17 protein-coding genes are annotated in these 22168 nt (G+C 63.9%); 10 read left to right on the top strand and 7 right to left on the bottom strand.

The window, feature by feature from the left end:
- Positions 1 to 29: 29 nt before the first annotated feature.
- The 7 genes from rlmH to DFR38_RS15250 form a co-directional block, all read right to left on the bottom strand.
- Positions 30 to 500, bottom strand: coding sequence for a 23S rRNA (pseudouridine(1915)-N(3))-methyltransferase RlmH (gene rlmH / locus DFR38_RS15280; RefSeq protein ID WP_059285812.1), 471 nt, complete (start codon positions 498 to 500; stop codon positions 30 to 32).
- Between the two features lie 124 nt (positions 501 to 624).
- On the bottom strand, positions 625 to 996 hold the full coding sequence (gene rsfS / locus DFR38_RS15275; protein WP_059285811.1) for a ribosome silencing factor: 372 nt from the start codon (positions 994 to 996) through the stop codon (positions 625 to 627).
- 213 nt (positions 997 to 1209) lie between these two features.
- Positions 1210 to 1854: a nicotinate-nucleotide adenylyltransferase gene (gene nadD, locus DFR38_RS15270; protein WP_059285810.1), complete on the bottom strand. Its 645-nt coding sequence runs from the start codon at positions 1852 to 1854 to the stop codon at positions 1210 to 1212.
- Complete coding sequence (locus DFR38_RS15265) at positions 1851 to 2432, bottom strand: beta-class carbonic anhydrase (RefSeq protein ID WP_059285809.1); 582 nt, start codon at positions 2430 to 2432, stop codon at positions 1851 to 1853. The genes nadD and DFR38_RS15265 overlap by 4 nt, the downstream gene beginning before the upstream one ends.
- Before the next feature lie 267 nt (positions 2433 to 2699).
- A complete protein-coding gene (locus DFR38_RS15260) occupies positions 2700 to 3146 on the bottom strand; it encodes a GNAT family N-acetyltransferase (protein ID WP_059285808.1) in 447 nt (148 codons plus the stop codon).
- A 4-nt stretch (positions 3147 to 3150) separates the two neighbouring features.
- The gene (locus DFR38_RS15255; RefSeq protein WP_110313592.1) at positions 3151 to 4143 is read right to left on the bottom strand and encodes a DUF2804 domain-containing protein; all 993 of its coding nucleotides are present in this window, start codon (positions 4141 to 4143) and stop codon (positions 3151 to 3153) included.
- A 32-nt stretch (positions 4144 to 4175) separates the two neighbouring features.
- Complete coding sequence (locus DFR38_RS15250; protein WP_425320054.1) at positions 4176 to 5039, bottom strand: MBL fold metallo-hydrolase; 864 nt, start codon at positions 5037 to 5039, stop codon at positions 4176 to 4178.
- A gap of 160 nt (positions 5040 to 5199) precedes the next feature.
- Between DFR38_RS15250 and DFR38_RS15245 the strand changes: the two genes are divergently transcribed.
- The 10 genes from DFR38_RS15245 to DFR38_RS15200 all read left to right on the top strand — a co-directional run bounded on the left by DFR38_RS15245 (position 5200) and on the right by DFR38_RS15200 (position 22159).
- A complete protein-coding gene (locus tag DFR38_RS15245) occupies positions 5200 to 5520 on the top strand; it encodes an ArsR/SmtB family transcription factor (protein ID WP_059287647.1) in 321 nt (106 codons plus the stop codon).
- A 9-nt stretch (positions 5521 to 5529) separates the two neighbouring features.
- On the top strand, positions 5530 to 5967 hold the full coding sequence (locus DFR38_RS15240; RefSeq protein WP_170124167.1) for a YeeE/YedE family protein: 438 nt from the start codon (positions 5530 to 5532) through the stop codon (positions 5965 to 5967).
- A gap of 2 nt (positions 5968 to 5969) precedes the next feature.
- Positions 5970 to 6389 (top strand): DUF6691 family protein, encoded by a 420-nt coding sequence (locus DFR38_RS15235; protein WP_059287684.1) that lies wholly within the window; start codon positions 5970 to 5972, stop codon positions 6387 to 6389.
- Complete coding sequence (locus DFR38_RS15230) at positions 6377 to 8086, top strand: SulP family inorganic anion transporter (RefSeq protein WP_244909911.1); 1710 nt, start codon at positions 6377 to 6379, stop codon at positions 8084 to 8086. The genes DFR38_RS15235 and DFR38_RS15230 overlap by 13 nt, the downstream gene beginning before the upstream one ends.
- Before the next feature lie 135 nt (positions 8087 to 8221).
- A complete protein-coding gene (locus DFR38_RS15225; protein WP_110313597.1) occupies positions 8222 to 9673 on the top strand; it encodes a M48 family metalloprotease in 1452 nt (483 codons plus the stop codon).
- Positions 9674 to 9977: 304 nt separating this feature from the next.
- A complete protein-coding gene (gene aceE / locus DFR38_RS15220; protein ID WP_059287366.1) occupies positions 9978 to 12641 on the top strand; it encodes a pyruvate dehydrogenase (acetyl-transferring), homodimeric type in 2664 nt (887 codons plus the stop codon).
- A 122-nt stretch (positions 12642 to 12763) separates the two neighbouring features.
- A complete protein-coding gene (aceF, locus tag DFR38_RS15215; protein ID WP_110313591.1) occupies positions 12764 to 14422 on the top strand; it encodes a dihydrolipoyllysine-residue acetyltransferase in 1659 nt (552 codons plus the stop codon).
- Positions 14423 to 14560: 138 nt separating this feature from the next.
- Entirely contained in the window at positions 14561 to 16360 is a 1800-nt protein-coding gene (gene lpdA, locus DFR38_RS15210) for a dihydrolipoyl dehydrogenase (RefSeq protein WP_059287336.1), read from the top strand.
- Between the two features lie 211 nt (positions 16361 to 16571).
- Positions 16572 to 18332 (top strand): autotransporter assembly complex protein TamA, encoded by a 1761-nt coding sequence (locus DFR38_RS15205; RefSeq protein ID WP_239688820.1) that lies wholly within the window; start codon positions 16572 to 16574, stop codon positions 18330 to 18332.
- Complete coding sequence (locus DFR38_RS15200) at positions 18332 to 22159, top strand: translocation/assembly module TamB domain-containing protein (protein ID WP_110313590.1); 3828 nt, start codon at positions 18332 to 18334, stop codon at positions 22157 to 22159. Before DFR38_RS15205 ends, DFR38_RS15200 begins: the two co-directional genes overlap by 1 nt.
- Positions 22160 to 22168: the final 9 nt, after the last annotated feature.

Here is a 22168-nt window from a genome sequence, read left to right as displayed (position 1 = left end):
CAACGCTGGCGCGGGGGTGTTATCGGGCCTTATTCGCGGTGGTAGGGGTGATTGTTGAGGATGGAGTAGGCACGGTAGATCTGCTCGCCCAGCATCACCCGCACCATGCCGTGCGGCAGGGTCATGGCGGACAGCTGCAACAGCACATCGGCGCGCTGCTTGAGTTCGGCGGACAGGCCATCGGCTCCGCCAATGATGAAGCACACGTCATCGCCACCGGCCATCCATTCTTTCAGCCCGGCCGCCAGCCGCACCGAAGTCCAGTTCTGGCCTCGCTCATCCATCACCACCAGCTTGCAGCGGGCGGGAATGGCCGCCAGCAGCCGTTCGTGCTCGGCGGCGATGCCTTTTTCCGCCGTGACGCCACCGCCACGCTTTTCCGGCTTGATCTCTTTGAGTTCCAGGCTGATGTCGCGGCCAAAGCGTTTGGCGTAGTCGTTATAGGCTTCGTCGACCCAGCGCGGCATCTTGGTGCCGACAGCAAGAATGGTGATTTTCATGGCAATGCTTCAGCGCGTAGGCAGCAGGCGCATGACGCTGCCTGTGATGGGAAAAACCGGAGGATGGCGGCAGACGGGGCGGGTGCCGCCCGTCTGCCGCAGCTGATGCAGCCTGGATGGCCGATCAGGTATTGGCTTGCCACGGACGACCGCCAACCGGGGTAAAGCTCGGCTTCTGGCCGCCCCACAGTTGTTCCAGGTCGTAGTAGTCGCGTACTGCCGGCAGCATGACGTGAATCACCACGTCGCCGGCGTCCACCAGCACCCACTCGCCGCTTTCGTGGCCTTCGGTGCCAACCAGCTCAACGCCGGCTTCCTTCAGGGTCACGGCCACATTGTTGGCCAGTGCCTTGACCTGGCGATTGGAGTCGCCGGTGGCCACGATCATGCGCTGGAACAGCGAAGTCAGCGCAGAGGTGTCCATTTCGATGATGTCTTTGCCCTTGATATCTTCCAGGGCGGTAAGTGCCAGTTTGGCAATGTCTTGAACTTCCATGATGTCCTTTGATGTCGGTGGCGATACGTGGCGGCAGCATGGCGGCCAGAGGTATCAGGTAAAGATCGTTTGCCGCAACCTGCGGCAAAAACGGGCAGGGGCCGCAACCAGGGGCGGGCGGCCCGGCCGGCCATCGTGGCGCCGGCACTGGAAACCGTTGTGCGCTGCCGGTGCCGCAGTGTGCGGCGGGCAGGCGTGGAACGGCTTGCTGTTTCAGAGATATAGCCGGTGCTGGCGAATATAGTCCAGTACCGGTGCGCAGAGCAGCTGCTCGACGCTGGCCCCGCTCTGCAAGCGGTGACGTACCTCGGTGGCCGAGACATCCAGCGGTGGCAGGGCCAGGGGGCGCATTGTACCGGAAGGCGCGCCATTTGAAAAATCAGTGACTTGGCGCGCCTGCCATTGTGTGCGCACCGGGGCGGGGAGACGGGTGGCATCGAAGCCGGGACGCAGTGCCACGGCGATATTGGCCAGCTCGAACAATTGCTCCCAGTGCCGCCAGGTATGCAGGCTGGCCAGCGAGTCGCCGCCGATCAGCCACCACAAGGCAGGCTCCGGGCCGATTTCCGCGCGGATTTCCTGCAGGGTGTCGATGGTGTAGGCCGGCTTGTCGCGCAGCACTTCCCGCGGGTCGACCGCCAGGCCGGGCAGGCCGCGGATGGCCAGTTGCGCCATCTCCAGCCGCTGTTGCGGGCTGGCATGGGGACCATGCTGGCGGTGGTAGGGCTGGCCGGCGGGGATCAGCCGCACCTCGGCCAGTCGCAATTCCTGGCGAAAAGCCTGCGCCATGCGCAGGTGGGCGGCGTGGATGGGATCGAAAGTGCCGCCAAACAGTCCCAGCGCAGCCGCTTGCGTCATTCCTGTACGGGTGGTTTGCCGGTGTAGCCGTCGATGATCAGTTCCAGCCGGCCGGTGGACGGATGAATCACCATGCCGTGGATGGGAATGTCCTTGGGCATCAGCGGGTGGTTGCGGATGGTCTGCACGCTGTGGCGCACGCTGTCGGACACGTTGTCAAAACCCTTGAGCCAGTTGTCCAGATCGATGCCGGCATTGCGCAGGGTGTGGATGGTGTCCTCGCTGATGCCGCGCTCGGTGGCGTGGGTCAGGATCTTGTTGGGATCGATGGCGCGCATGCCGCAATCGCGGTGGGCCACCACGCAGATTTCCTCGGCGCGCAATTCGTAGACCGCCACAATCAGCGAACGCATGACCGAACCCCAGGGGTGGGTGATCAGCGCGCCGGCGTTCTTGATCAGCTTGGCATCGCCGTTTTTCAGACCCATGGCCTTGGGCAGCAGTTCGACCAGACGGGCATCCATGCAGGCGAGGACGGCAAGGCCTTTATCGGGGAATTTGTCGGTTTTGAATTGCTCGTATTCGCGGTTTTCGACGAAGCTCCGATTGTGCTCGAGAATGGTATTCAGCACACCCATGCGCGTAATCTCCTGGCTGAGGTTAGATTGAGTGCTCTAATCGGGGCGCCATGCTAACACGGAGTCAGCAGCGAAGAGGGGGTATTTCGCCATGGCACCCAACGCGACAGCGGGGCTATGGTAGACCAGATTCAGGCGGGAAGGCCAACTTTGTCGCTCTGCGGCATCCGGCCGGCTTGTCCTGATTTGCAAAGGGTTTTTCCCGCGCCTGCCGGGAGAACGCTGGCGCATGGCGGCCGGCAAGGTGGGGGAGTACCGGGGGCGCTGCTAGCTGTTGTCGCCCAGTTGCTTGCGGAAGGTTTTCTGGGCATTGCTGAGCTGATAGCCCTGATTCTGGTAGAAATCCGGTGCTTCTTCGCGGTGGATGGTGGAGCGCAGCGTGACGGTGGTGGCTCCCTTGGCCAGTGCCCAGCGTTCGGCCACATGCACCAGGGCGCGGCCGGCCCCGCGTCGTCGCCAGCGCAGTCCCACGGCCAGCCCGCCGATTTCCACTGCGGCCGGCGCATCCAGCAGCGGCCGCCAGAAGGCATGCAGCCAGCCCGCCACTTCGCCTTCGATTTCGGCGACCCACAACTGGTGCAGGTCGGGGCTGCCCAGCAGCATGGTCAGCCGGTTGCCCAGTGCTTCCACCCCGGCGGGGTAGCCCATCTCGGCGGTCAGTGCGGTCAGGGCCGGTACGTCCTGGTAATTGGCCGGCCGGATAATGATGGTCATGGTGTTACCAACGTGCGTAATGGTCTTCGGTGACGCCAGTCAGTGCCTGCACCACATGGCGTGTACCGCTGAGCGGATCGGTCAGATAGCCGTCGAAACGGCCTATGGCTTGAATATAACGGCTACTGGCGATCAGAAGGTTCTGATTTTTTGCCCGCAGCCCTTCCGGGCTGAACTGCAAGGCCAGCAAACCGTCGCTGCTGCGCAGCTGCCAGGGCTGCAGCGGCTGTTGCGGATCGAATGTGAATTCAACAGCAGACAGCGGATACAGCTTGCCGTGTAGCCAGCAGGCGTTTTCTGCGTCTCCCATATAACCCTGTTGCAGATTGAAACCCAGCTCGCTGCCGTGGGCGCTGGCCCAGCGCCAGTCGGTGCGGCGCGCCAGCAGCCCGTTGGAGTAATCCAGGCTGGCCACGGCACCATCCAGCGAAAAGCGCTGTCCCTGGCAATCGGCAAAACCGCTGACCGCCAGGGCGGTGGATTTGTGGGTGGAGTGGGCCAGCCAGTTGGCCGGGCCGATGGCCGCCAGCACGGGCGGCATCGGGTCGAGGCTGACATGGGCCGCCAGCCGTAACTGCGCTGAGTGCACTTCCACCGCCAGGCGTGCCGTCTGGCGCGCGAAGCGCACGCTCAGCCCGCGGCCGGTAAAGCTGGCATCGGCAAATGGCTGGTCGGCCAGCTGCGCACCATGCAGGGGAAAACTGTCGGCGGCGACATCAGCCAGTATCCGGCGCTGGCGACGGTCGAACAGATAGGCAAAGGCCGCTGCGGTCCAGCCCACATCCACCACGGCCAGCCCGACAAGGTAATCGTCATGCGCCAGCGCCAGGTATTGCCAGCGTTTGTGGCGCAGCGGGCGCAGCAGCCCTTGCCAGCGCGTCATGGGCAGGGTTTGCCAGTCGTGCCGGGCGATGCAGCCCTGGTAACGGCCATGCCGTGGCTGGCCATGGGCATCCAGCAGGCTGGCGGGGGCGGGGGGCAGGGCGGTGGCAGGCATGCGGAGGGCCGATGTGAAACACCTGTTCGAGTCTACAGCATATCCAGCGGTATTTTCAGGTAGCGCACGCCATTGTTTTCTGCCGCGGGCAGCTGCCCGGCGCGGATGTTGACCTGGATGGCCGGCAAGATCAGCTGCGGCAGGTCCAGCGTGGCATCGCGTGCCTGACGCAAGGCGACGAATTCACTTTGGCTGATGCCGCCATGCAGGTGGATATTGTGCTGCTTCTGCTCGGCCACCGTGCTTTGCCAGGCGATGGGCCGTGTCGGGGGCGGATAGTCGTGACACATCAGCAGACGGGTGTCATCCGGCAGCGACAGCAGCTTTTGTACCGATTGATAGAGCATGGCGGCATTGCCGCCGGGAAAGTCGCAACGGGCGCTGCCGACATCCGGCATGAACAGGGTGTCGCCAACAAACACCATGTCGCCGATCTGGTAGGCCATGTCGGCGGGAGTATGGCCGGGGACAAACCAGGCCCTTGCCGTGAGCCGGCCGATAGGGAAGACCTCGCCATCCGCGAACAGGTGGTCGAACTGGCTGCCGTCGCAGGGAAAATCGTCACCCAGATTGAAGATGCCCTTGAACAACTGCTGGACCTGGGCAATGCCCTGGCCAATGGCCATGCGACCACCGGCCTGCTGTTGCAGCCAGGCCGCCGCCGACAGATGATCGGCATGGGCATGGGTTTCCAGTATCCACTGCACGCTCAGGTCCTGCTGCCGGATAAAATCCAGTACGCGCCCGGCGGAGTGGTGGGCGATGCGCCCGGATGTGGCGTCATAGTCCAGCACCGGGTCGATGATGGCAGCCTGCCCCCCCGGCTGGTCGTACACCACGTGGGAAATGGTGGAGGTCGCCGGGTCGAAGAAGGAAGCGAGCTGTGGCTGCATCATGGTGAACTCCGCAACAGGATGGGAAGGGCGATGGGCTGCCATGCATGGCACTATCGCACACTGCGAAACATTATACTATAATGTATATTATAAAAATAAGCCGGTATCCGCCTTGCTTGCGCGCTGCGCAGCGGCCGGACCGGTGGTCGGGATGGTGATAATGGATTTGAGCATATTGCGTGATAACGCCAGCCGGGCGGCAACCCTGCTGAAAAGTCTGGCCAACGAAGACCGGCTGATGCTGTTGTGCCAGCTGGTGGATGGCGAGAAGACGGTGTCCGAGCTGGAAAAACTCACCGGCATCCGCCAACCCACCCTGTCGCAGCAGCTGGGCGTGTTGCGCAACGAGGGGCTGGTGGCCACCCGGCGCGAAGGCAAATGGATTTACTACAGCGTGGCCAGCGCCGAGGCCATGGTCATGCTGTCGGCGCTACATGGCGTGTTTTGCGGTGAGGACGACGGCGCGGCCGTCGCCGATTGAGGAGCAAGTGTGCAGATAGCCTGGGAAAGCTTTACCCCCTTCGCCTCGCTGGCGGGCGGGATGCTGATTGGACTGGCCGCCAGCTGGCTGCTGCTGCTGAACGGCCGCATTGCCGGCATCAGCGGCATGCTGGGTGGCCTGGTCGACCGGGCTGGCGACTGGCCGCTGCGACTGGCCTTCGTGCTGGGGCTGCTGGCCGCCCCCCTGGTCTGGCGCGGGCTGATCGGCCCCTTGCCGGTGCCGCAGCTGGGCACGCCCTTGCCCCTGCTGTTGCTGGCCGGCGTGCTGGTGGGCATTGGCACGCGGCTGGCTGCCGGCTGCACCAGTGGCCATGGCGTATGCGGCCTGTCGCGCCTGTCGCCGCGCTCCTTGCTGGCCACGCTCAGCTTCATGGGTAGTGCCGCCCTGACCGTATTCGTGATGCGTCATCTGCTCGGGTGGAACTGATCATGGCCAAATTGCTGTCTGCACTGCTCGCCGGCCTGTTGTTCGGCTTCGGCCTGCTCCTGTCCGGCATGAGCAATCCGGCCAAGGTACTGGGCTTTCTCGATGTCGCCGGCCGCTGGGACCCCAGCCTGGCACTGGTGATGGCCGGTGCCATTGCCATTGCCTTTTTTGCTTTTCGCCGGGCCGAGCGGCAAACCCACGCCTTGCTGGGTGATCCGCTGCAGCTGCCCGACAAAAACCGGCTGACCCTGCGGCTGGTGCTGGGCAGCCTGCTGTTCGGTCTGGGCTGGGGACTGGCCGGCATCTGTCCGGGGCCCGGCTTGGTACTGGCCGGCATGGCGCTGCCCGCTGGCTGGTGGTTTGTGGCGGCCATGCTGCTGGGCATGCTGCTGTTTCGCCCGCTGTCACGATGCCTGCCCTGAGCCGGCTATTGCCGGACTGGCTCCGCGGCTATCGCCGGGTGTGGCTGGCAGGGGATATCACCGCCGGCGTGGTGGTGACCCTGCTGCTGATCCCGCAGAGCCTGGCCTATGCCCTGCTCGCCGGCCTGCCGGTGGAGGCCGGCTTGTATGCCAGCGTGGCACCGCTGCTGGTATATGCCTTTATTGGTCGTAGCCCGGCACAGTCGGTCGGGCCGATGGCGCTGACCTCACTGCTGACCGCCGCCACCTTGTCGCGCTTTGCCGATGCCGGCGCCACCGACTATCTGCTACTGGCGGTCTGGCTGGCCCTGCTCTCCGGCCTGATGCTGCTGGCCATGGGCCTGGCCCGCCTGGGCTTTATCGCCGACCTGCTGTCCGAGCCGGTACTGTCGGCCTTCACCACCGCTTCAGCCCTGTTGATCATTCTGTCGCAGCTGGCTCCCTTGTCCGGCCTGCACAATCCGGGCAACTCCCTGCCGCAATGGCTGGCCGGCCTGTGGCATCAGCCCGTCCGGGTGCAGCCGCCCGCCTTGCTGGTGGGCCTGCTTGCCCTGGGCTGGTTGCTGCTGGCGCGGCGCTGGGGGGGCCGTCTGCTGCAAAGACTGGGTCTGTCCGCCACCGCTGCCGGCGTACTGGTACGTACCGCGCCGGTCGTGGCCATGCTGGCTGGCATCCTGCTGCTGCCGGCATCGCTGCATGTCCCGGTGGTCGGCCCGGTGCCGGCCGGCCTGCCGCGGCTGGTGCTGCCGGCCATCGGGCTGGAACAGCTGGCCGATCTGGCCTTGCCGGCCTTCTTCATTGCCCTCATCAACTATCTGCAGAGCCTGTCGGTGGCGCAGCTGCTGGCTGCGCGCACTCAGGATAGCGTCGACCCCGACCGCGAGCTGGTGGCGCTGGGCCTGTGCAATATCGCGTCCGGGCTGGTGGGCGGCTTCCCGGTGACCGGCGGGCTGAGCCGTTCGGTGGTCAACGCCGAGGCCGGTGCCCGTTCCCAGCTGGCCTCGCTGCTGACCGCCGCCGGCATGCTGCTGGTCATGTGTCTGGCCACTTCCGCGCTGGAACACCTGCCGCTGCCGGTGCTGGCCGCCACCATCATTGCGGCGCTGCTGGCCATGCTGGATGTCGGCAGCCTGCGCCGTGCCTGGCTGGCCGAGCGTGCCGATGCGGTGGCCTGGCTGCTGACCTTTGCACTGGTGCTGTTGCTGGGCGTGGACAGCGGCATCATGGCCGGCGTGCTGGTGTCGCTGGCCACGCTGTTGTGGCGCAGCAGCCGCCCGCATATCGCCGAATTGGGGCGGCTGCCCGGCACCCATCATTTTCGCAACCGCCAGCGTCACACGGTGGAAACCCTGCCGGGTGTGCTGCTGCTGCGGGTGGATGAGAGCCTGTACTTCGGCAATGCCCGCCAGGTGGGCAGGGCCTTGCTGTACCGGGCCGGGCAGACCCCCTATCTGCGACAGCTGGTACTGGTGATGAGTGCGGTCAACCGGGTGGATACCACCGCCCTGTCAATGCTGGAGAATCTGGACCAGCGCTTGCAGCAGGCCGGGGTACTGCTGCATCTGGCTGAAATCAAGGGGCCGGTGGCCGACATCCTGCAACGCAGCGGACTGGCGCGGCGCTTTGCCGGCCGGGTCCATCTGTCGACCCAGGCTGCCTGGCAAAGTCTGGCAGGCCTGCCGGATTATCATATCTGAACAATTTTCCTGGCATGGTGCGACACCATGGTGCTGGTCCGCATGGTGAGGGGCGGCTATGCTGTGGCTTTTTCCGGTGCTGGCCGCCTGCCGGCCGGCATGCAACCAAATCCAAGCTGCCTGCTCACATCAAAGATGAAAAAGACCTTGCTGGCCAGCCTGCTGGCCATGACCCTGCTGCAACCGCTGGCAGTCTATGCCGATCTGCCTTCCCTGCCCGATCTGGGCGAGATATCCGATGCCTCCCTGTCGATGGCCGACGAAGCCCGCATCGGGCGCGACTTCATGCGCGCCATGCGCGATGACGGCGATGTGGTGGAAGATGCCGAGGTCAACGACTACATCAATGTGCTGGGTCACCGGCTGTCAGCAGCGGTGCGCATGCCCGGCCTGCAACTCAGCTATTTCGTCGTCAACGACAAGCAGATCAACGCCTTTGCCATGCCCGGCGGCTATGTCGGCATCAACAGCGGGCTGTTGATCGGCACCCAGAGCGAGGGCGAGCTGGCCTCGGTGGTCGGGCATGAAACCGCCCACATCACCCAGCGCCACATCGCGCGCATGAAGGCCGTCAGCGATGCCACCAGCCCCTTGCTATTGCTTGGGACGGTGCTGGCCGCCGTACTGGCCTCGCGTGCCGGCGGCGGGCAGGCCTCCATCGGCACCCTGTCAGCGGGATTGGGCTTGCAGATATCCAACCAGCTGTCATTTTCGCGCGATTTCGAACGCGAAGCCGACCGGGTGGGCATGCAGTACCTGGCCCAGGGCGGTTTCGACGTGCGGGCCATGCCGGCCTTCTTCCAGCGGCTGGAGGCGGCCAACCGCTACAGCGACAACAACGCCTATGCCTTCCTGCGCACCCATCCGGTGACCTCGCAGCGTATCAGCGAGGCGCAGAATCGCGCACTGGAATATCCGGTGAAAATGAAGGCGGACAGTACCGCCTACCTGCTGGTGCGGGAAAAACTGCGTGTCATGACGCTGTCGCCGGACGAGGCCGTGCGCTACTACCAGACCATGCTGGAAAAAGGCCAGTATCTCAATGAGGGTGCTGCGTGGTATGGGATGTCGCGCGCGCAACTGGCCAGTCACCAGTTGCCGGCCGCACGCAGTGCACTGGCCAAGGCGGAAAGCCGCTTGCCGGCTGACCCCATGCTATTCGGGCAGGAGGCGGCCATCGCCCGCGAGAGCGGCGACTGGGCGGCTGCCCTGGCCAGCCTGCGGCGCGGACAGGCGCAGTTCAAAGACAGCCAACCCTTGCAATTGGCCGAGCTGGATGTCCTTATAGATAGTGGCAACCGCACGGCTGCACAGGCTTTGCTGCGCCAGCTGCAAAGTCGTTATCCGCGCGAGGCCGCACTGTATCGCAGCGAGGCCAGGCTGTTTGCAGACAAGGATGCCCAGCGCTATCACGCGGCCCTGGGCAATGCCTTCTACTTCGAGCGGCGCTACGAGGCCGCGCTGGAGCAGTTCCAGTTTGCCACGCAAGCCAAGGGCGATGACTTCTATCTGCGTTCTTCCATCGAAGCGCGCATGCGCGAAGTTGAAAAAATGCTGAAAGAAGAAAAGAAGGACTCGGGGAAGTAAGCGGGAGTGGCGACTGCATGTCACCGTATCGCAAAAAAACAACATGATGCAGCGCAATATACTGATAAACGGAGCAAATTTTGAGTGATAACCCTAATTGCCTATTCCGTTGTCGCCTCCTGAAACTATACACTCCGCAACACCAGAAGAGCTTTTCATAAATGAACATTTTTATTGCGAAAGTGATCGTTTATAATCTGTCTCCAACGAGTCCGGTTCGTTTTTTCGTTTTCGATCCGGTAACACAATAAAGTGGGCATGGACTTGATCCCTGCCCCGGTCACCCCCGATGTGAGGATGAGATATGGCTGCAACCTTCCCTGACGATATCGATCCCCTGGAAACCCAGGAGTGGACTGAAGCGCTGGAGTCGGTTCTGGATACCGAAGGTTCCGAGCGCGCGCACTTCCTGCTGGAAACCATGGTCGAGCGTACCCGCCGCCGTGGTGCCTACCTGCCGTTCGACGCCACCACCGCGTACCAGAACACCATCCCGGTGGGCAAAGAACACAAATCCCCCGGCAATCACGAGATGGAGCACCGCATCCGCTCCATCAACCGCTGGAACGCTGCAGCCCTGGTGCTGCGCGCCGGCAAGAAAGACCTGGAGCTGGGCGGCCATATCGCATCCTTCCAGTCCTCCGCCACCCTGTACGACGTCGGTTTCAACCACTTCTGGCGTGCGCCGAATGACGAGCAGGACGGCGATCTGATCTACTTCCAGGGCCATATCGCGCCGGGCGTGTATTCCCGCGCCTACCTGGAAGGCCGCCTGACCGAAGAGCAGCTGGACAGCTTCCGTCAGGAAGTGGACGGCAACGGCCTGTCCTCCTATCCGCACCCGTGGCTGATGGACGACTTCTGGCAGTTCCCCACCGTATCCATGGGTCTTGGCCCGCTGATGGCCATCTATCAGGCCCGCTTCCTCAAGTACCTGGAAAGCCGTGGCCTGGCCCGCACGCCGGGTCGCAAGGTATGGTGCTTCTGCGGTGACGGCGAGATGGACGAACCGGAATCCCTGGGTGCCATCGCCCTGGCCGCACGCGAAGGCCTGGACAACCTGATCTTCGTCATCAACTGCAACCTGCAGCGTCTGGACGGCCCGGTACGCGGCAACGGCAAGATCATCCAGGAACTGGAAGGCGACTTCCGCGGTTCCGGCTGGAATGTGCTGAAAGTGATCTGGGGCAGCCGCTGGGATCCGCTGCTGGCCATGGACACCAAGGGCCTGCTGAAAAAGCGCATGGACGAGTGCGTGGACGGCGACTACCAGACCTTCAAGTCCAAGAACGGTGCCTACGTTCGCGAGCATTTCTTCGGCAAGTACCCGGAGCTGCGCGAAATGGTGGCCAATATGTCCGACGACGAGATCTGGGCCCTGAACCGTGGCGGTCACGATCCGCACAAGGTCTACGCTGCTTACTACGAAGCCACCCACAATGCCAACGGCCGTCCGACCGTGATCCTGGCCAAGACCATCAAGGGTTATGGCATGGGTTCGTCCGGCGAAGCGCAGAACATTGCCCACCAGGCCAAGAAGATGGATATCGAAAGCCTGCGCAAATTCCGCGACCGCTTCGGTATTCCGGTATCCGATGAAGACCTGCCGAAGGTGCCGTACTACAAGCCGGCTGAAGACAGCCCGGAAATGAAGTACATGCGCGAACGCCGCGCCGCACTGGGTGGTTATCTGCCGGCCCGCAAACCGGTGAAGGCCCCGCTGGCCATCCCGGGTCTGCACATTTTCGACAGCCAGCTGGGCGATTCGGGCGAGCGCGAGTTCTCCACCACCATGGCCTTCGTGCGCATGCTGGGCACCCTGCTGAAAGACAAGAACATCAGCAAGCAGATCGTGCCGATCGTACCGGATGAATCCCGTACCTTCGGCATGGAAGGCATGTTCCGCCAGTACGGCATCTGGTCCACCCAGGGTCAGAACTACGTACCGCAGGACGCCGACCAACTGATGTTCTACAAGGAATCCAAAGACGGCCAGATGCTGCAGGAAGGCATCAACGAGCCGGGCGCGATGTCCTCGTGGATTGCCGCAGCCACCAGCTACGCCAACCACGGCATCCCGATGATTCCGTTCTACATCTACTACTCGATGTTCGGTTTCCAGCGTATCGGCGACTTGGCCTGGGCTGCCGGCGACATGCGCGCCCGTGGCTTCATGCTGGGCGGCACTGCCGGTCGTACCACCCTGAACGGTGAGGGCCTGCAGCACGAAGACGGTCACAGCCACATCCAGGCTGGCCTGATTCCGAACTGCGTGTCCTATGACCCGACCTTCGCCTACGAGCTGGCCGTCATCCTGCAGGATGGTCTGCGCCGCATGTATGGCGAGCAGGAAGACGTGTTCTATTACATCACCCTGATGAACGAGAACTACACCCACCCGGCCATGCCGCAAGGCGCCGAGCAGGGCATCATCAAGGGCATGTACCTGCTGAAGGACGGCGGCGACGCTCAAGTGAAGGTACAGCTGATGGGCTCCGGCACCATCCTGCGTGAAGTGATTGCCGCGGCCGACCTGCTGCGCAACGACTTCGGCATTGCTGCCGACATCTGGAGCGTGACCTCCTTCAACGAACTGCGTCGTGACGGCATGGAAGCTTCCCGCTTCAACCTGCTGCACCCGACCGAAGCAGCCCGCAAGTCCTTTGTCGAGCAGCAGCTGGAAGGCCGCAGCGGTCCGGTGATTGCCGCTACCGACTACATCCGCAACTACGCCGACCAGATTCGCGAATATGTACCGGGTCGCTACGTGGTACTGGGCACCGACGGTTTCGGCCGCTCCGACAGCCGCGCCAAGCTGCGCGAGTTCTTCGAAGTGGATCGTCACTACGTCGCCGTGGCTGCCCTGTCCGCCCTGGCCCGCGAAGGCAAGATCGAAGCGGCCAAGGTGGCTGAAGCGATTGCCAAGTACGGCATCAAGGCTGACAAGCTGCCTTCCTGGAAGGCATGAGGCCGGGCCGGATACGGCCAAGCTTGAGGTAGCGAGCCTGCCCTGCCCGGGCAGGCTTGCAACGTAGCCGAATATCGGTGGCGGTACCGTACAGGTGCCGCCGCTCTACGGATGGAAAGCTCATGAGCAATCTGATCGAACTGAAAGTGCCCGACATCGGTGGGCACAGCAATGTAGACATCATCGAAGTATTCATCACCGCCGGTCAGACCGTGGCCGTGGACGATTCGCTGATCACCCTGGAAACCGACAAGGCCACCATGGAAGTGCCGGCTGAAGCTGCCGGTGTCATCAAGGAAGTGAAAGTCGCCGTTGGCGGCAAGATTTCCGAAGGCGATGTCATCGCCATTCTGGAAGTCGGCGCCAGCGCAGCAGCGCCGGCTCCGGCCGCCGCCGCACCTGCCGCTGTGGCACCGGCCCCGGTTGCCGCCGCCCCGGCAGCTGCACCCGTTGCAGCGCCTGCCGCACCGGCTGCCAGTGGTCGCATCGACATCGTGGTGCCGGACATCGGCGGCCACAGCGGTGTGGACGTGATCGAAGTATCGGTCAAGGTGGGCGACGTGATCAGCGTGGACGATTCCCTGATCACGCTGGAAACCGACAAGGCCACCATGGAAGTGCCGGCCACTGCCGCTGGCAAGGTAGTTGAAGTCAAGGTTGCCGTTGGCAGCAAGGTCAGCCAGGGAGACCTGATCGTGGTAGTGGAAGGCGCTGTTGCCGCCACCGCTGCTCCGGTGGCCGCTCCGGCTGCCGCACCGGCCCCGGCTGCTGCGCCCGCTCCGGCACCGGTTGCCGCTGCGCCTGCCGCCGTTGCCCCGGTGGCCGCCAGCGCCAGCCTGCCTGCCATCAACGAAGCCAGCTTCTCCAAGGCCCATGCCGGTCCGTCGGTACGCCGTCTGGCCCGCGAACTGGGTGTGGACCTGGGCCGCGTCAAGGGTACGGGCCGCAAGGGCCGCATCATCGACGCCGACGTGAAGGCTTTTGTGAAGGGCGTGATGCAGAACCCGGTGGCTGCTGCTCCGGCCGCTGCTGCTGGTTCCGGCGTGGGTCTGGACCTGCTGCCGTGGCCGAAGGTGGACTTCGCCAAGTTCGGCCCGATCGAAACCAAGCCGCTGTCGCGCATCCAGAAGATTTCCGGTGCCAACCTCAGCCGCAACTGGGTGATGATCCCGCACGTAACGTTCAACGACGAGTGCGACATCACCGAGCTGGAAGACTTCCGCAAGGCCATCGGCAAGGAATGGGAAAAATCCGGCCTGAAGATTTCGCCGCTGGCTTTCATCATCAAGGCTGCTGCCGAAGCCCTGAAAGCCTTCCCCACCTTCAACAGCTCGCTGGACGGTGACAACCTGGTGCTCAAGCAGTACTACCACATCGGCTTTGCAGCCGACACGCCTAACGGCCTGGTGGTACCGGTGATCAAGAACGTCGACCAGAAGGGCATCAAGCAGATTGCCAAGGAACTGACCGAGCTGTCGCTGCAAGCCCGCGAAGGCAAGCTCAAGCCGACCGACATGCAGGGCGCCACCTTCACCATCTCCAGCCTGGGTGGCATTGGTGGCAGCAGCTTCACGCCTATCGTGAATGCGCCGGAAGTGGCCATCCTGGGTGTGTGCAAGAGCCAGATCAAGCCGGTATGGAACGGCAAGGAATTTGCACCGCGCCTGATGTGCCCGCTGTCGCTGTCCTTCGATCACCGCGTGATCGACGGCGCTGCCGCCGCGCGCTTCACCGTGCATCTGGGCAAGCTGCTGTCCGACGTGCGTCGCCTGATCCTGTGAAATCGTGAGTAGGGAGTGGGGAATGGTGTCTGCTGCAAGGCAGGCCCTCCCCATCGGGAAAACGAACTGATAAAGGAAGTGGGTGGTGGATGGCGGACGGAGTAACTCTCTACTCCCCATTCCCCACTCCCAAACGCCATGAGCAATCTGATTGAACTGAAAGTCCCGGATATCGGCGGCCACAGCAATGTGGACGTGATCGAAGTCTTTGTGAAGCCGGGCGATGTGGTGAGCAAGGACGACAGCCTCATCACGCTGGAAACCGACAAGGCCACCATGGAAGTACCGGCGGAAACCGCTGGTGTGGTGAAGGAAGTGAAAGTCGCCGTGGGCAGCAAGGTCAGCGAAGGTGACGTGATCGTCATCGTCGAAGCCGCTGCCGCCGCCAGCGCTACTCCGGCAGAAGCCAAGCCGCTGGAAACCACCGGTGTGGCCTCGGCGCACACCGATGCCGGTTTCGCGCCGCAAGCTGCCCCGGTGGCCGCCAGCCATAGTGGTGGTGCCGATATCGAATGCGACGTGATGGTACTGGGCGGTGGCCCTGGCGGTTATTCCGCCGCCTTCCGCGCCGCCGACCTGGGCCAGAAAGTGGTCATCGTCGAGCGTTACTCCACCCTGGGTGGCGTGTGCCTGAACGTGGGCTGCATTCCGTCCAAGGCCCTGCTGCACAATGCCGCGGTGATTGACGAAGTAAGCCATCTGGCTGCCAACGGCATCAAGTTCGGCAAGCCGGAAGTGGATATCGACCTGTTGCGTGGCTACAAGGAAAAGGTCATCGGCAAGCTGACCGGTGGCCTGGCCGGCATGGCCAAGGCGCGCAAGGTACAGATCGTCCGTGGCAATGGCCGCTTCATCGACCCGCATCATATCGAAGTATCGGTCACCACCGGTAACGGTCGTGAAGAGAGCGGCGAGAAGACCATCGTCAAGTTCAGGAACGCCATCATCGCCGCCGGTTCGCGCGTGGTGAAACTGCCGTTCATTCCGGATGATCCGCGTGTGGTGGACTCCACCGGCGCGCTGGAACTGAAAGCCGTGCCGGAAAAAATGCTGATCATCGGTGGCGGCATCATCGGTCTGGAAATGGGTACCGTTTACTCCACGCTGGGCGCCCGCCTGGATGTGGTGGAAATGCTGGACGGCCTGATGCAGGGTGCCGACCGTGACCTGGTCAAGGTATGGCAGAAGTGGAATGCCCACCGCTTCGACAACATCATGCTTAACACCAAGACCGTGGCTGTCGAGCCGAAGGAAGACGGCGTCTACGTCACCTTCGAGGGCGAGCAGGCTCCGAAAGAGCCGCAGCGTTACGACCTGGTGCTGTACGCCACCGGCCGCGCGCCCAACGGCAAGCTGCTGGGTGCGGAAAACGCCGGTGTGGCGGTGACCGACCGTGGTTTCATTCCGGTGGACAAGCAACAGCGCACCAATGTGCCGCACATCTACGCCATCGGCGACATCGTCGGTCAGCCGATGCTGGCGCACAAGGGCGTGCATGAAGGCCACGTTGCCGCCGAAAACTGCGCCGACCACAAGGCCTTCTTCGATGCCCGCGTGATTCCGGGTGTGGCCTATACCGATCCGGAAGTGGCCTGGGTGGGCATGACCGAAGACGAAGCCAAGAAGCAGGGCATCAAGGTGGAGAAATCCGTCTTCCCGTGGGCTGCGTCCGGTCGCGCCATTGCCAATGGTCGTGATGAAGGCTTCACCAAGCTGATTTTCGATCCGGCTACCCATCAGGTAATTGGTGGCGGCATTGTCGGCCCGCACGCCGGCGACATGATCGGTGAAATCTGCCTGGCCATCGAAATGGGCTGCGATGCCGAAGACATCGCCAAGACCATTCACCCGCACCCCACCATGGGCGAATCCATCGGCATGGCTGCCGAGGTATTCGAGGGTAGCTGCACGGACCTGCCGCCGCAGCGCAAGAAGTAAGCTGCCAGTCCGGCCGCAAGGCCGGGCAGGCTGCCTGCAGTCCCGGCCCGCTGTCACGCGGGCCGTGTCTTATCTCTCTCTCAGTCTTGTGGCGGATCATTCCGCCTTTTTTTATGTCCCTGGCCCGGCTGCATGTGCTGCTGCCGCTGGCATTGCTACCGACATTCCTCGCCAGACTGAACCAGTTTCGCTACCATCAGTCGGACTCCTGATGAATGCCGACATGCTGCCACGCACCCATCCCCTTGCCTTGTCATCCGCTCTCGCCCTCGCACTGTGCAGCGCACCGGCCTGGGCCAAAGTCGATTACACCGTCAGTGTGGAGGCACCGGCGGCGCTTGCCAGCCTGCTCAATGACCATCTGGAACTGATTTCCGCCCGCAACGATGCCGATCTGGACGATTTCCAGCTGCAGGCCATCATCAAGGAAACACCTTCCGCCGCGCAGGCGCTGCTGGAGACCGAAGGCTATTTCAGTGCCGTCATCCGGGTGGAGGAGCAGGGTGAGCATCACTATGTCATCAAGGTGGAAGCGGGCGAGCCGGTCATCATCGACGATGTCACCCTGCAGCTGAACGGACCGATTCGCCAGCAGGCGGATTACCAGAAACGGCTGGCCGCCGTGCTGGAAGCCTGGGCCCTGCCGATGGGTGCGCCCTACCGCCAGGATGACTGGAGCAGCAGCAAGCGTGCCATCCTGCGTCTGCTTACCGTCGACCGTTTTCCCTTGGCAAAAATCGTCAAGAGTCAGGCCGACATCGACCCGCAAACCCATCGCGGCCAGTTGCTGGTGCAGGTGGACAGCGGGCCGCTGATCCGTTTCGGCCCCACCCATATCAGCGGCAACCAGCGCTATCCGCTGAGCGTGGCCACCGGTCTGGCCGATTTCCGCCAGGGTGACCCTTATCAGCAAAAGAAATTGCTGGATTACCAGTCGGCACTGGAGCAGGCACCGCAATATTCCGGGGTGGTGGTCAGTGCCGACATGGCGCGCATCGAGCAGGATCAGGTGCCGGTGGACGTCAGCCTCACCGAATTCCCCAAGCAGAAGCTGGAGCTGGGCCTGACTTACGACTCGGAAGACGGTCCGGGTACCCGTATCGGCTACGACTACTACAATCTGTTCGGCAAGGGCTGGACCGGTTCCGTCCTGCTGGACTGGAAAAACAGCGACCGCAATCTCAGCTTCGGTCTGGGCTTCCCGCGCCAGGCCAACGGCTACTCGCACTCCATTACCTCCTCGTACAAGGAAACCGACATCCAGGGGGTGAAAACCACCACGGTGGATGCCGGTGCCTGGCGCATCCGTTCGCATGACAAGATCAATGCCCGTTTCGGGGTGGAGTTCCTGCAGGAAAAGGAAACCATCGGCAACACGCCCAGCAACAATACCCGGGCGCTGCTCGGTGCATTCGGCTGGACCCGGCGCGATGTGGACGACACGCTGCGCCCGCGTTCCGGCACCCTGCTGGACGTCTCGCTCTCCAGTACGCTGGGTGGCTTGCTGTCCACCACCAGTTTTGTCCGCGGCTATGCGCGCGGCGTCAGCTACTGGAGCCCCTGGCCCAAGTACGGCACCTTGCTGACCCGGCTGGAAGTGGGGCAGGTGTGGGCCAAGGACAGCGATGAAGTGCCGTCTTCCCAGCTGTTCCGTGCCGGTGGCTCCAATAGCGTGCGCGGTTATGATTACCAGAGCCTGGGGCTGCCCGGTCCGGATGGCGCGGTGGTGGGCGGGCGGGTGGTGGCAACGGCCACACTGGAATACCAGATTCCGGTGGTCAAGGACTGGGCCATCGCCCTGTTCCACGATGCCGGTAATGCCGCGCAAAGCTGGCAAAGCTTCAAGCTGGAGCAGTCAAACGGTGTCGGCTTGCGCTGGTACAGCCCGGTGGCCCCGCTTGCGCTGGATATTGCCAAGGCAGAAAAGGACGGTAAGTTGCGCTGGAACATGAGCCTGGGGCTGGCATTCTGATGAGCGAGAACCAGCCTCCCGTCACACCGGCCATGCCGGATGCTCCCCCGCCGGCCACACCGCCAGTCCGGCCACGTCGGCGCTGGTGGCGCCCTGTCTGTCTGCTGCTGGTGCTGGCCCTGTTCACGGCCCTGGGCTGGCTGACCGGCAATGAGCAGGGTTTTGCCTGGCTGTGCCAGCAGCTCCCGGCGCTAAGCGGGCAGCAACTGAGCATTGCGCGCAGCGAAGGCACGCTGTGGTCGGGTTTTACCCTGCACGACATCCGCTGGCGCGCACAGTACGAGGATGCCGACATCGACCGCCTGCAACTGCAATGGCAGCCGGCCGCCTTATGGCAGGGCCAGCTGCAGGTGCAGGCGCTGCGCATTGGCCATGTGCGGCTGACCACGCGGCCCAGCCCGCCCACGCCGGCGGCCGGTGCGCCAGCCTCGCTGTCACTGCCGCTGGCGGTGCAAGTGGACGAGCTGGCCCTGGCCAGCCTGACCCTGTTGCCGGGCGATATACGCTTATACGGTTTGCAGGCGAGCTATCGCTACGACCGTCAGCAGCACCGCTTGCAACTGCACAGCCTGCAAACCCCCTGGGGCGGGAGCCGTGCCACCTTGCAACTGGCCGACAGCAGCCCCTTTGCCATCCAGGGCCAGCTGCAGGCGCAGGGTGAGCTGGAACAGATTCCCTTGCTGGCCGGACTGAAGCTGGGCGGCAATCTGCTGCAGCTGCAAGTGGATGGCACCGCCAGCGGCAAGGGCATGCTGGCCGAGGCACATGGCCAGCTGCATCCCTTCGCCTTTAATCCCTATAACCGCTTCCGCCGGCTGGATGTGCGCGTGGGTGGCATCAACCCCCAGGCCATCATGCCGACCTGGCCCAAGGCCCGGCTGGGTTTCGCCATCCATGCCGAACCTGATGGCGGGGCGCGCATCAAGGGCGGGCTGTCCCTGCTCAACAGCCAGCCCGGCCCGCTCTCAGCCAGCCAGCTGCCCTTGTCGCTGCTGGTGGGCGAATTCCGCGCCGACGAGAAGGCACTGCATCTGGACAAGCTGATGGCCCGGCTGGGCGGTGGTCAGCTCAATCTGACCGGCAAGGTCGAGCACAATGCGCTGGACATCGTGGCACTGCTGGACAATATCGGCCTGCGCGCCCTGTATGAGACCGCGCCGGATGAGGTGATCAAGGGCACGACGCGGGTGGTCGGCGCGCTCAGCGGACCCGACATCAAGGCCAATCTGTATGGCAAGACCCTGCAATTGCAGACGGCGCTGGGCTTCCAGCAGGCGGCTGGCGGCAAGGTACTGCTGCTGCGCCAGCTGGATCTGACCGCCGGTGCCGGCAAAGTGGCGCTCAGCGGGAAGCTGGGGCTGGAAGGGCGGCAGGAATACCAGCTGGAAGGCAAATTGCTCAAGGCCGATCCGTCCCGCCTGCAAGCCGGTTTGCCCGCTGGCGAACTGAATGCGGCCATCAAGGCCAGTGGCCAGTTGGCAGCACCGCTCAGCGGCAAGCTGGGCTTGCAGTTCGCCCCCAGCCGGCTGTCCGGTGCCGCGCTGTCCGGCCAACTCAGTGCCGACTGGCAGGGCGAGCGCGTGCGCCAGCTGGCGGCCGACCTCAGGCTGGCCAGCAACCGGCTGCAGGCCAGCGGTGCCTATGGTGCGCCCGGTGACAAACTCAAGCTGTTGATCGACGCCCCCAATCTGGCGCTGCTGGGACGGGACTTCTCCGGGTTGATCAAGGGCCAGGCCGAACTGGCCGGCACCCCCAGGGTGCCACTGCTCAGCGCCAGCCTGCGCGCCGAGCGACTGCGCCTGCCGGGCAATCTGGCAGTACAGAGCCTGAGCCTGGATGGCGACATCAAGGCCGACCCCAGCAGTCCTTTCCGCTTGCAGCTGGCGGCGGACAAGCTGCAGGCCGGCAATTTCAGTGCCGAGCAACTGCGGGCGCAGGGCAGTGGCACCCGTACCCGCCATCACCTGCAGCTGGATGGCCGGCTGCGGCTGGATGGCCGGCCCTATGGCGTGCAGCTGGCGGCCAGTGGTGGCCTGCCGCTCAATAGCGGCCAGTGGCAAGGCGTGCTGGAGCGGCTGGAAATCACCGGCAAGCCCGCACTGAGCCTGCAAACCCCGCTGGCAGTGGAAGCCGGTGCGGCGCGCATCAAGCTGGGCAGTGCCCGGCTGGCGCTGTTGGGCGGCAGCCTGAGCCTGAGCGAGCTGACCCGTAGCAGTAACGGCGACCTGAGCACGCGCGGGCATGCCGAAGGCTTGCGGCTGGCCGAGCTGGCCCCGCTGCTGCCGCTGCCGGTGGAGCAGAATCTGCTGCTGGACAGTGGCTGGGACCTCAAGCTGAGCGGCAATCGACCGCAAGGTCAGCTCTGGCTGAAGCGGGCGGCTGGCGATATCAGCCTGCCGGCCGAGGCAGGCCGTCCGGCCGCACTCGGCCTGAAAGCCGCGCAACTGAGGCTGCGCTTTGATGGTGGCAGCCTGCTGTTCGATAGCGACATCGACAGCCGCTATGCCCAGCTGAGCGGCAAGGGCAGCCTGCCGTGGAATGGCGGCGCCATCGACAGCCGCACCCCGCTGGCAGCCAGCGCCACGGTGTCGCTGCCCTCCTTGGCCGCCCTGGCGCAGCTGTCGTCGCCCGCGCTCGAGCTGGCCGGCCAGCTGTCGGCCAATCTGAGCCTGAGCGGGCCCTTGGGGCAGTTGCAGGCACAGGGCACCATCCAGGGCAGCAAACTGCTGCTGGCCGACCACAGAACCGGCATCCGGCTGGGCGACGGTGTGCTGCAGGCCAGAATGAGCGGTCGCAGCCTGATTCTCGACAAGCTGCGCTTTGCCGGTGGCCAGGGCGAGGTCAGCGCCAGCGGCAGCCTGGATCTGAAGGAAAGCGGCCCGGATGCCATGGTCAGGGTTACCTTGAACAAGTTCAGCGTATTCGATAAGCCCAGCCGCAAGCTGGTGGTCTCCGGCAGTACCGAGCTGAGCATGGTGGACCGGAAAATTTCGCTGACCGGCCGCATTCGTGCCGATCAGGGACGGATCGACCTGCCCAAGACCGGTGCGCCCAGCCTGAGCGACGATGTGGTGGTCAAGGGGCGCGAGAGTGCCGAGCCGTCTGCCTTTGCCAGCCTGCCGCTGACGGTGGCGCTGGATCTCGATCTGGGCGAGCGTTTCCGCCTGGTTGGCCAGGGCCTGGACGTGGAGCTGACCGGCGTGGTCAAGGTCAGCGCCAATCCCGGCATGCCGCCGGGGGCCCGCGGACAGGTCCGGGTGGTGAAAGGGCGTTACAAGGCGTATGGCCAGGATCTGGACATCGAGCAGGGCATCATCAGTTTTGTCGGTCCGCTGGACAATCCGGTGCTCAATGTGGTGGCCAAGCGTCACCTGTCGCCGGTGGGAGCGGGGGTGGAGGTGAGCGGCAGCGTCTCCGCGCCACGCATCCGGCTGGTGGCGGATGAGTCGATGTCGGAAAAGGACAAGCTGTCCTGGCTGGTGCTGGGCCATGCGGCCAGCGGTGATCGTGACGATGCCGCGCTGGCTGCTTCTGCCGGCATGATGCTGGCCGGCTCCATCAACGACCATGTCGGTCTGTTCGATGAACTGGGCATGGCCAGCCGCAAGGAGCGGACCCTGGCCAATGGTACGGTAAGCCCGGCCGAGCAGGTGGTGACGGTGGGGCGGCAACTCACCCGCGAACTCTACCTGGGCTACGAATATGGCGTGACCAGCGCCGATCAGGTGGTCAAGCTGGCTTACCAGCTGAGCAAGGGCTGGTCCGTGGTCTTGCGTGCCGGCACCAATACCTCGGTCGAGTCGCGTTACACCCTGCGCTTCGATTAGTCGCCGGGC

The sequence above is a fragment of the Aquitalea magnusonii genome, from assembly GCF_003202035.1.
GTDB classification, from domain to species: Bacteria; Pseudomonadota; Gammaproteobacteria; order Burkholderiales; family Chromobacteriaceae; genus Aquitalea; species Aquitalea magnusonii.
Note: the sequence above shows the minus strand (reverse complement) of the source record. Positions and strands in the feature narration are given on the sequence as shown.

Excerpts from the sequence above, each read along its gene's own strand:
- rlmH (WP_059285812.1), bottom strand. The coding sequence starts at position 500 with ATGAAAATCACCATTCTTGCTGTCGGCACCAAGATGCCGCGCTGGGTC.
- rsfS (WP_059285811.1), bottom strand. The coding sequence starts at position 996 with ATGGAAGTTCAAGACATTGCCAAACTGGCACTTACCGCCCTGGAAGAT.
- nadD (WP_059285810.1), bottom strand. The coding sequence starts at position 1,854 with ATGACGCAAGCGGCTGCGCTGGGACTGTTTGGCGGCACTTTCGATCCC.
- DFR38_RS15265 (WP_059285809.1), bottom strand. The coding sequence starts at position 2,432 with ATGGGTGTGCTGAATACCATTCTCGAGCACAATCGGAGCTTCGTCGAA.
- DFR38_RS15260 (WP_059285808.1), bottom strand. The coding sequence starts at position 3,146 with ATGACCATCATTATCCGGCCGGCCAATTACCAGGACGTACCGGCCCTG.
- DFR38_RS15255 (WP_110313592.1), bottom strand. The coding sequence starts at position 4,143 with ATGCCTGCCACCGCCCTGCCCCCCGCCCCCGCCAGCCTGCTGGATGCC.
- DFR38_RS15250 (WP_425320054.1), bottom strand. The coding sequence starts at position 5,039 with ATGATGCAGCCACAGCTCGCTTCCTTCTTCGACCCGGCGACCTCCACC.
- DFR38_RS15245 (WP_059287647.1), top strand. The coding sequence starts at position 5,200 with ATGGATTTGAGCATATTGCGTGATAACGCCAGCCGGGCGGCAACCCTG.
- DFR38_RS15235 (WP_059287684.1), top strand. The coding sequence starts at position 5,970 with ATGGCCAAATTGCTGTCTGCACTGCTCGCCGGCCTGTTGTTCGGCTTC.
- DFR38_RS15230 (WP_244909911.1), top strand. The coding sequence starts at position 6,377 with ATGCCTGCCCTGAGCCGGCTATTGCCGGACTGGCTCCGCGGCTATCGC.
- DFR38_RS15225 (WP_110313597.1), top strand. The coding sequence starts at position 8,222 with ATGAAAAAGACCTTGCTGGCCAGCCTGCTGGCCATGACCCTGCTGCAA.
- aceE (WP_059287366.1), top strand. The coding sequence starts at position 9,978 with ATGGCTGCAACCTTCCCTGACGATATCGATCCCCTGGAAACCCAGGAG.
- aceF (WP_110313591.1), top strand. The coding sequence starts at position 12,764 with ATGAGCAATCTGATCGAACTGAAAGTGCCCGACATCGGTGGGCACAGC.
- lpdA (WP_059287336.1), top strand. The coding sequence starts at position 14,561 with ATGAGCAATCTGATTGAACTGAAAGTCCCGGATATCGGCGGCCACAGC.
- DFR38_RS15205 (WP_239688820.1), top strand. The coding sequence starts at position 16,572 with ATGAATGCCGACATGCTGCCACGCACCCATCCCCTTGCCTTGTCATCC.
- DFR38_RS15200 (WP_110313590.1), top strand. The coding sequence starts at position 18,332 with ATGAGCGAGAACCAGCCTCCCGTCACACCGGCCATGCCGGATGCTCCC.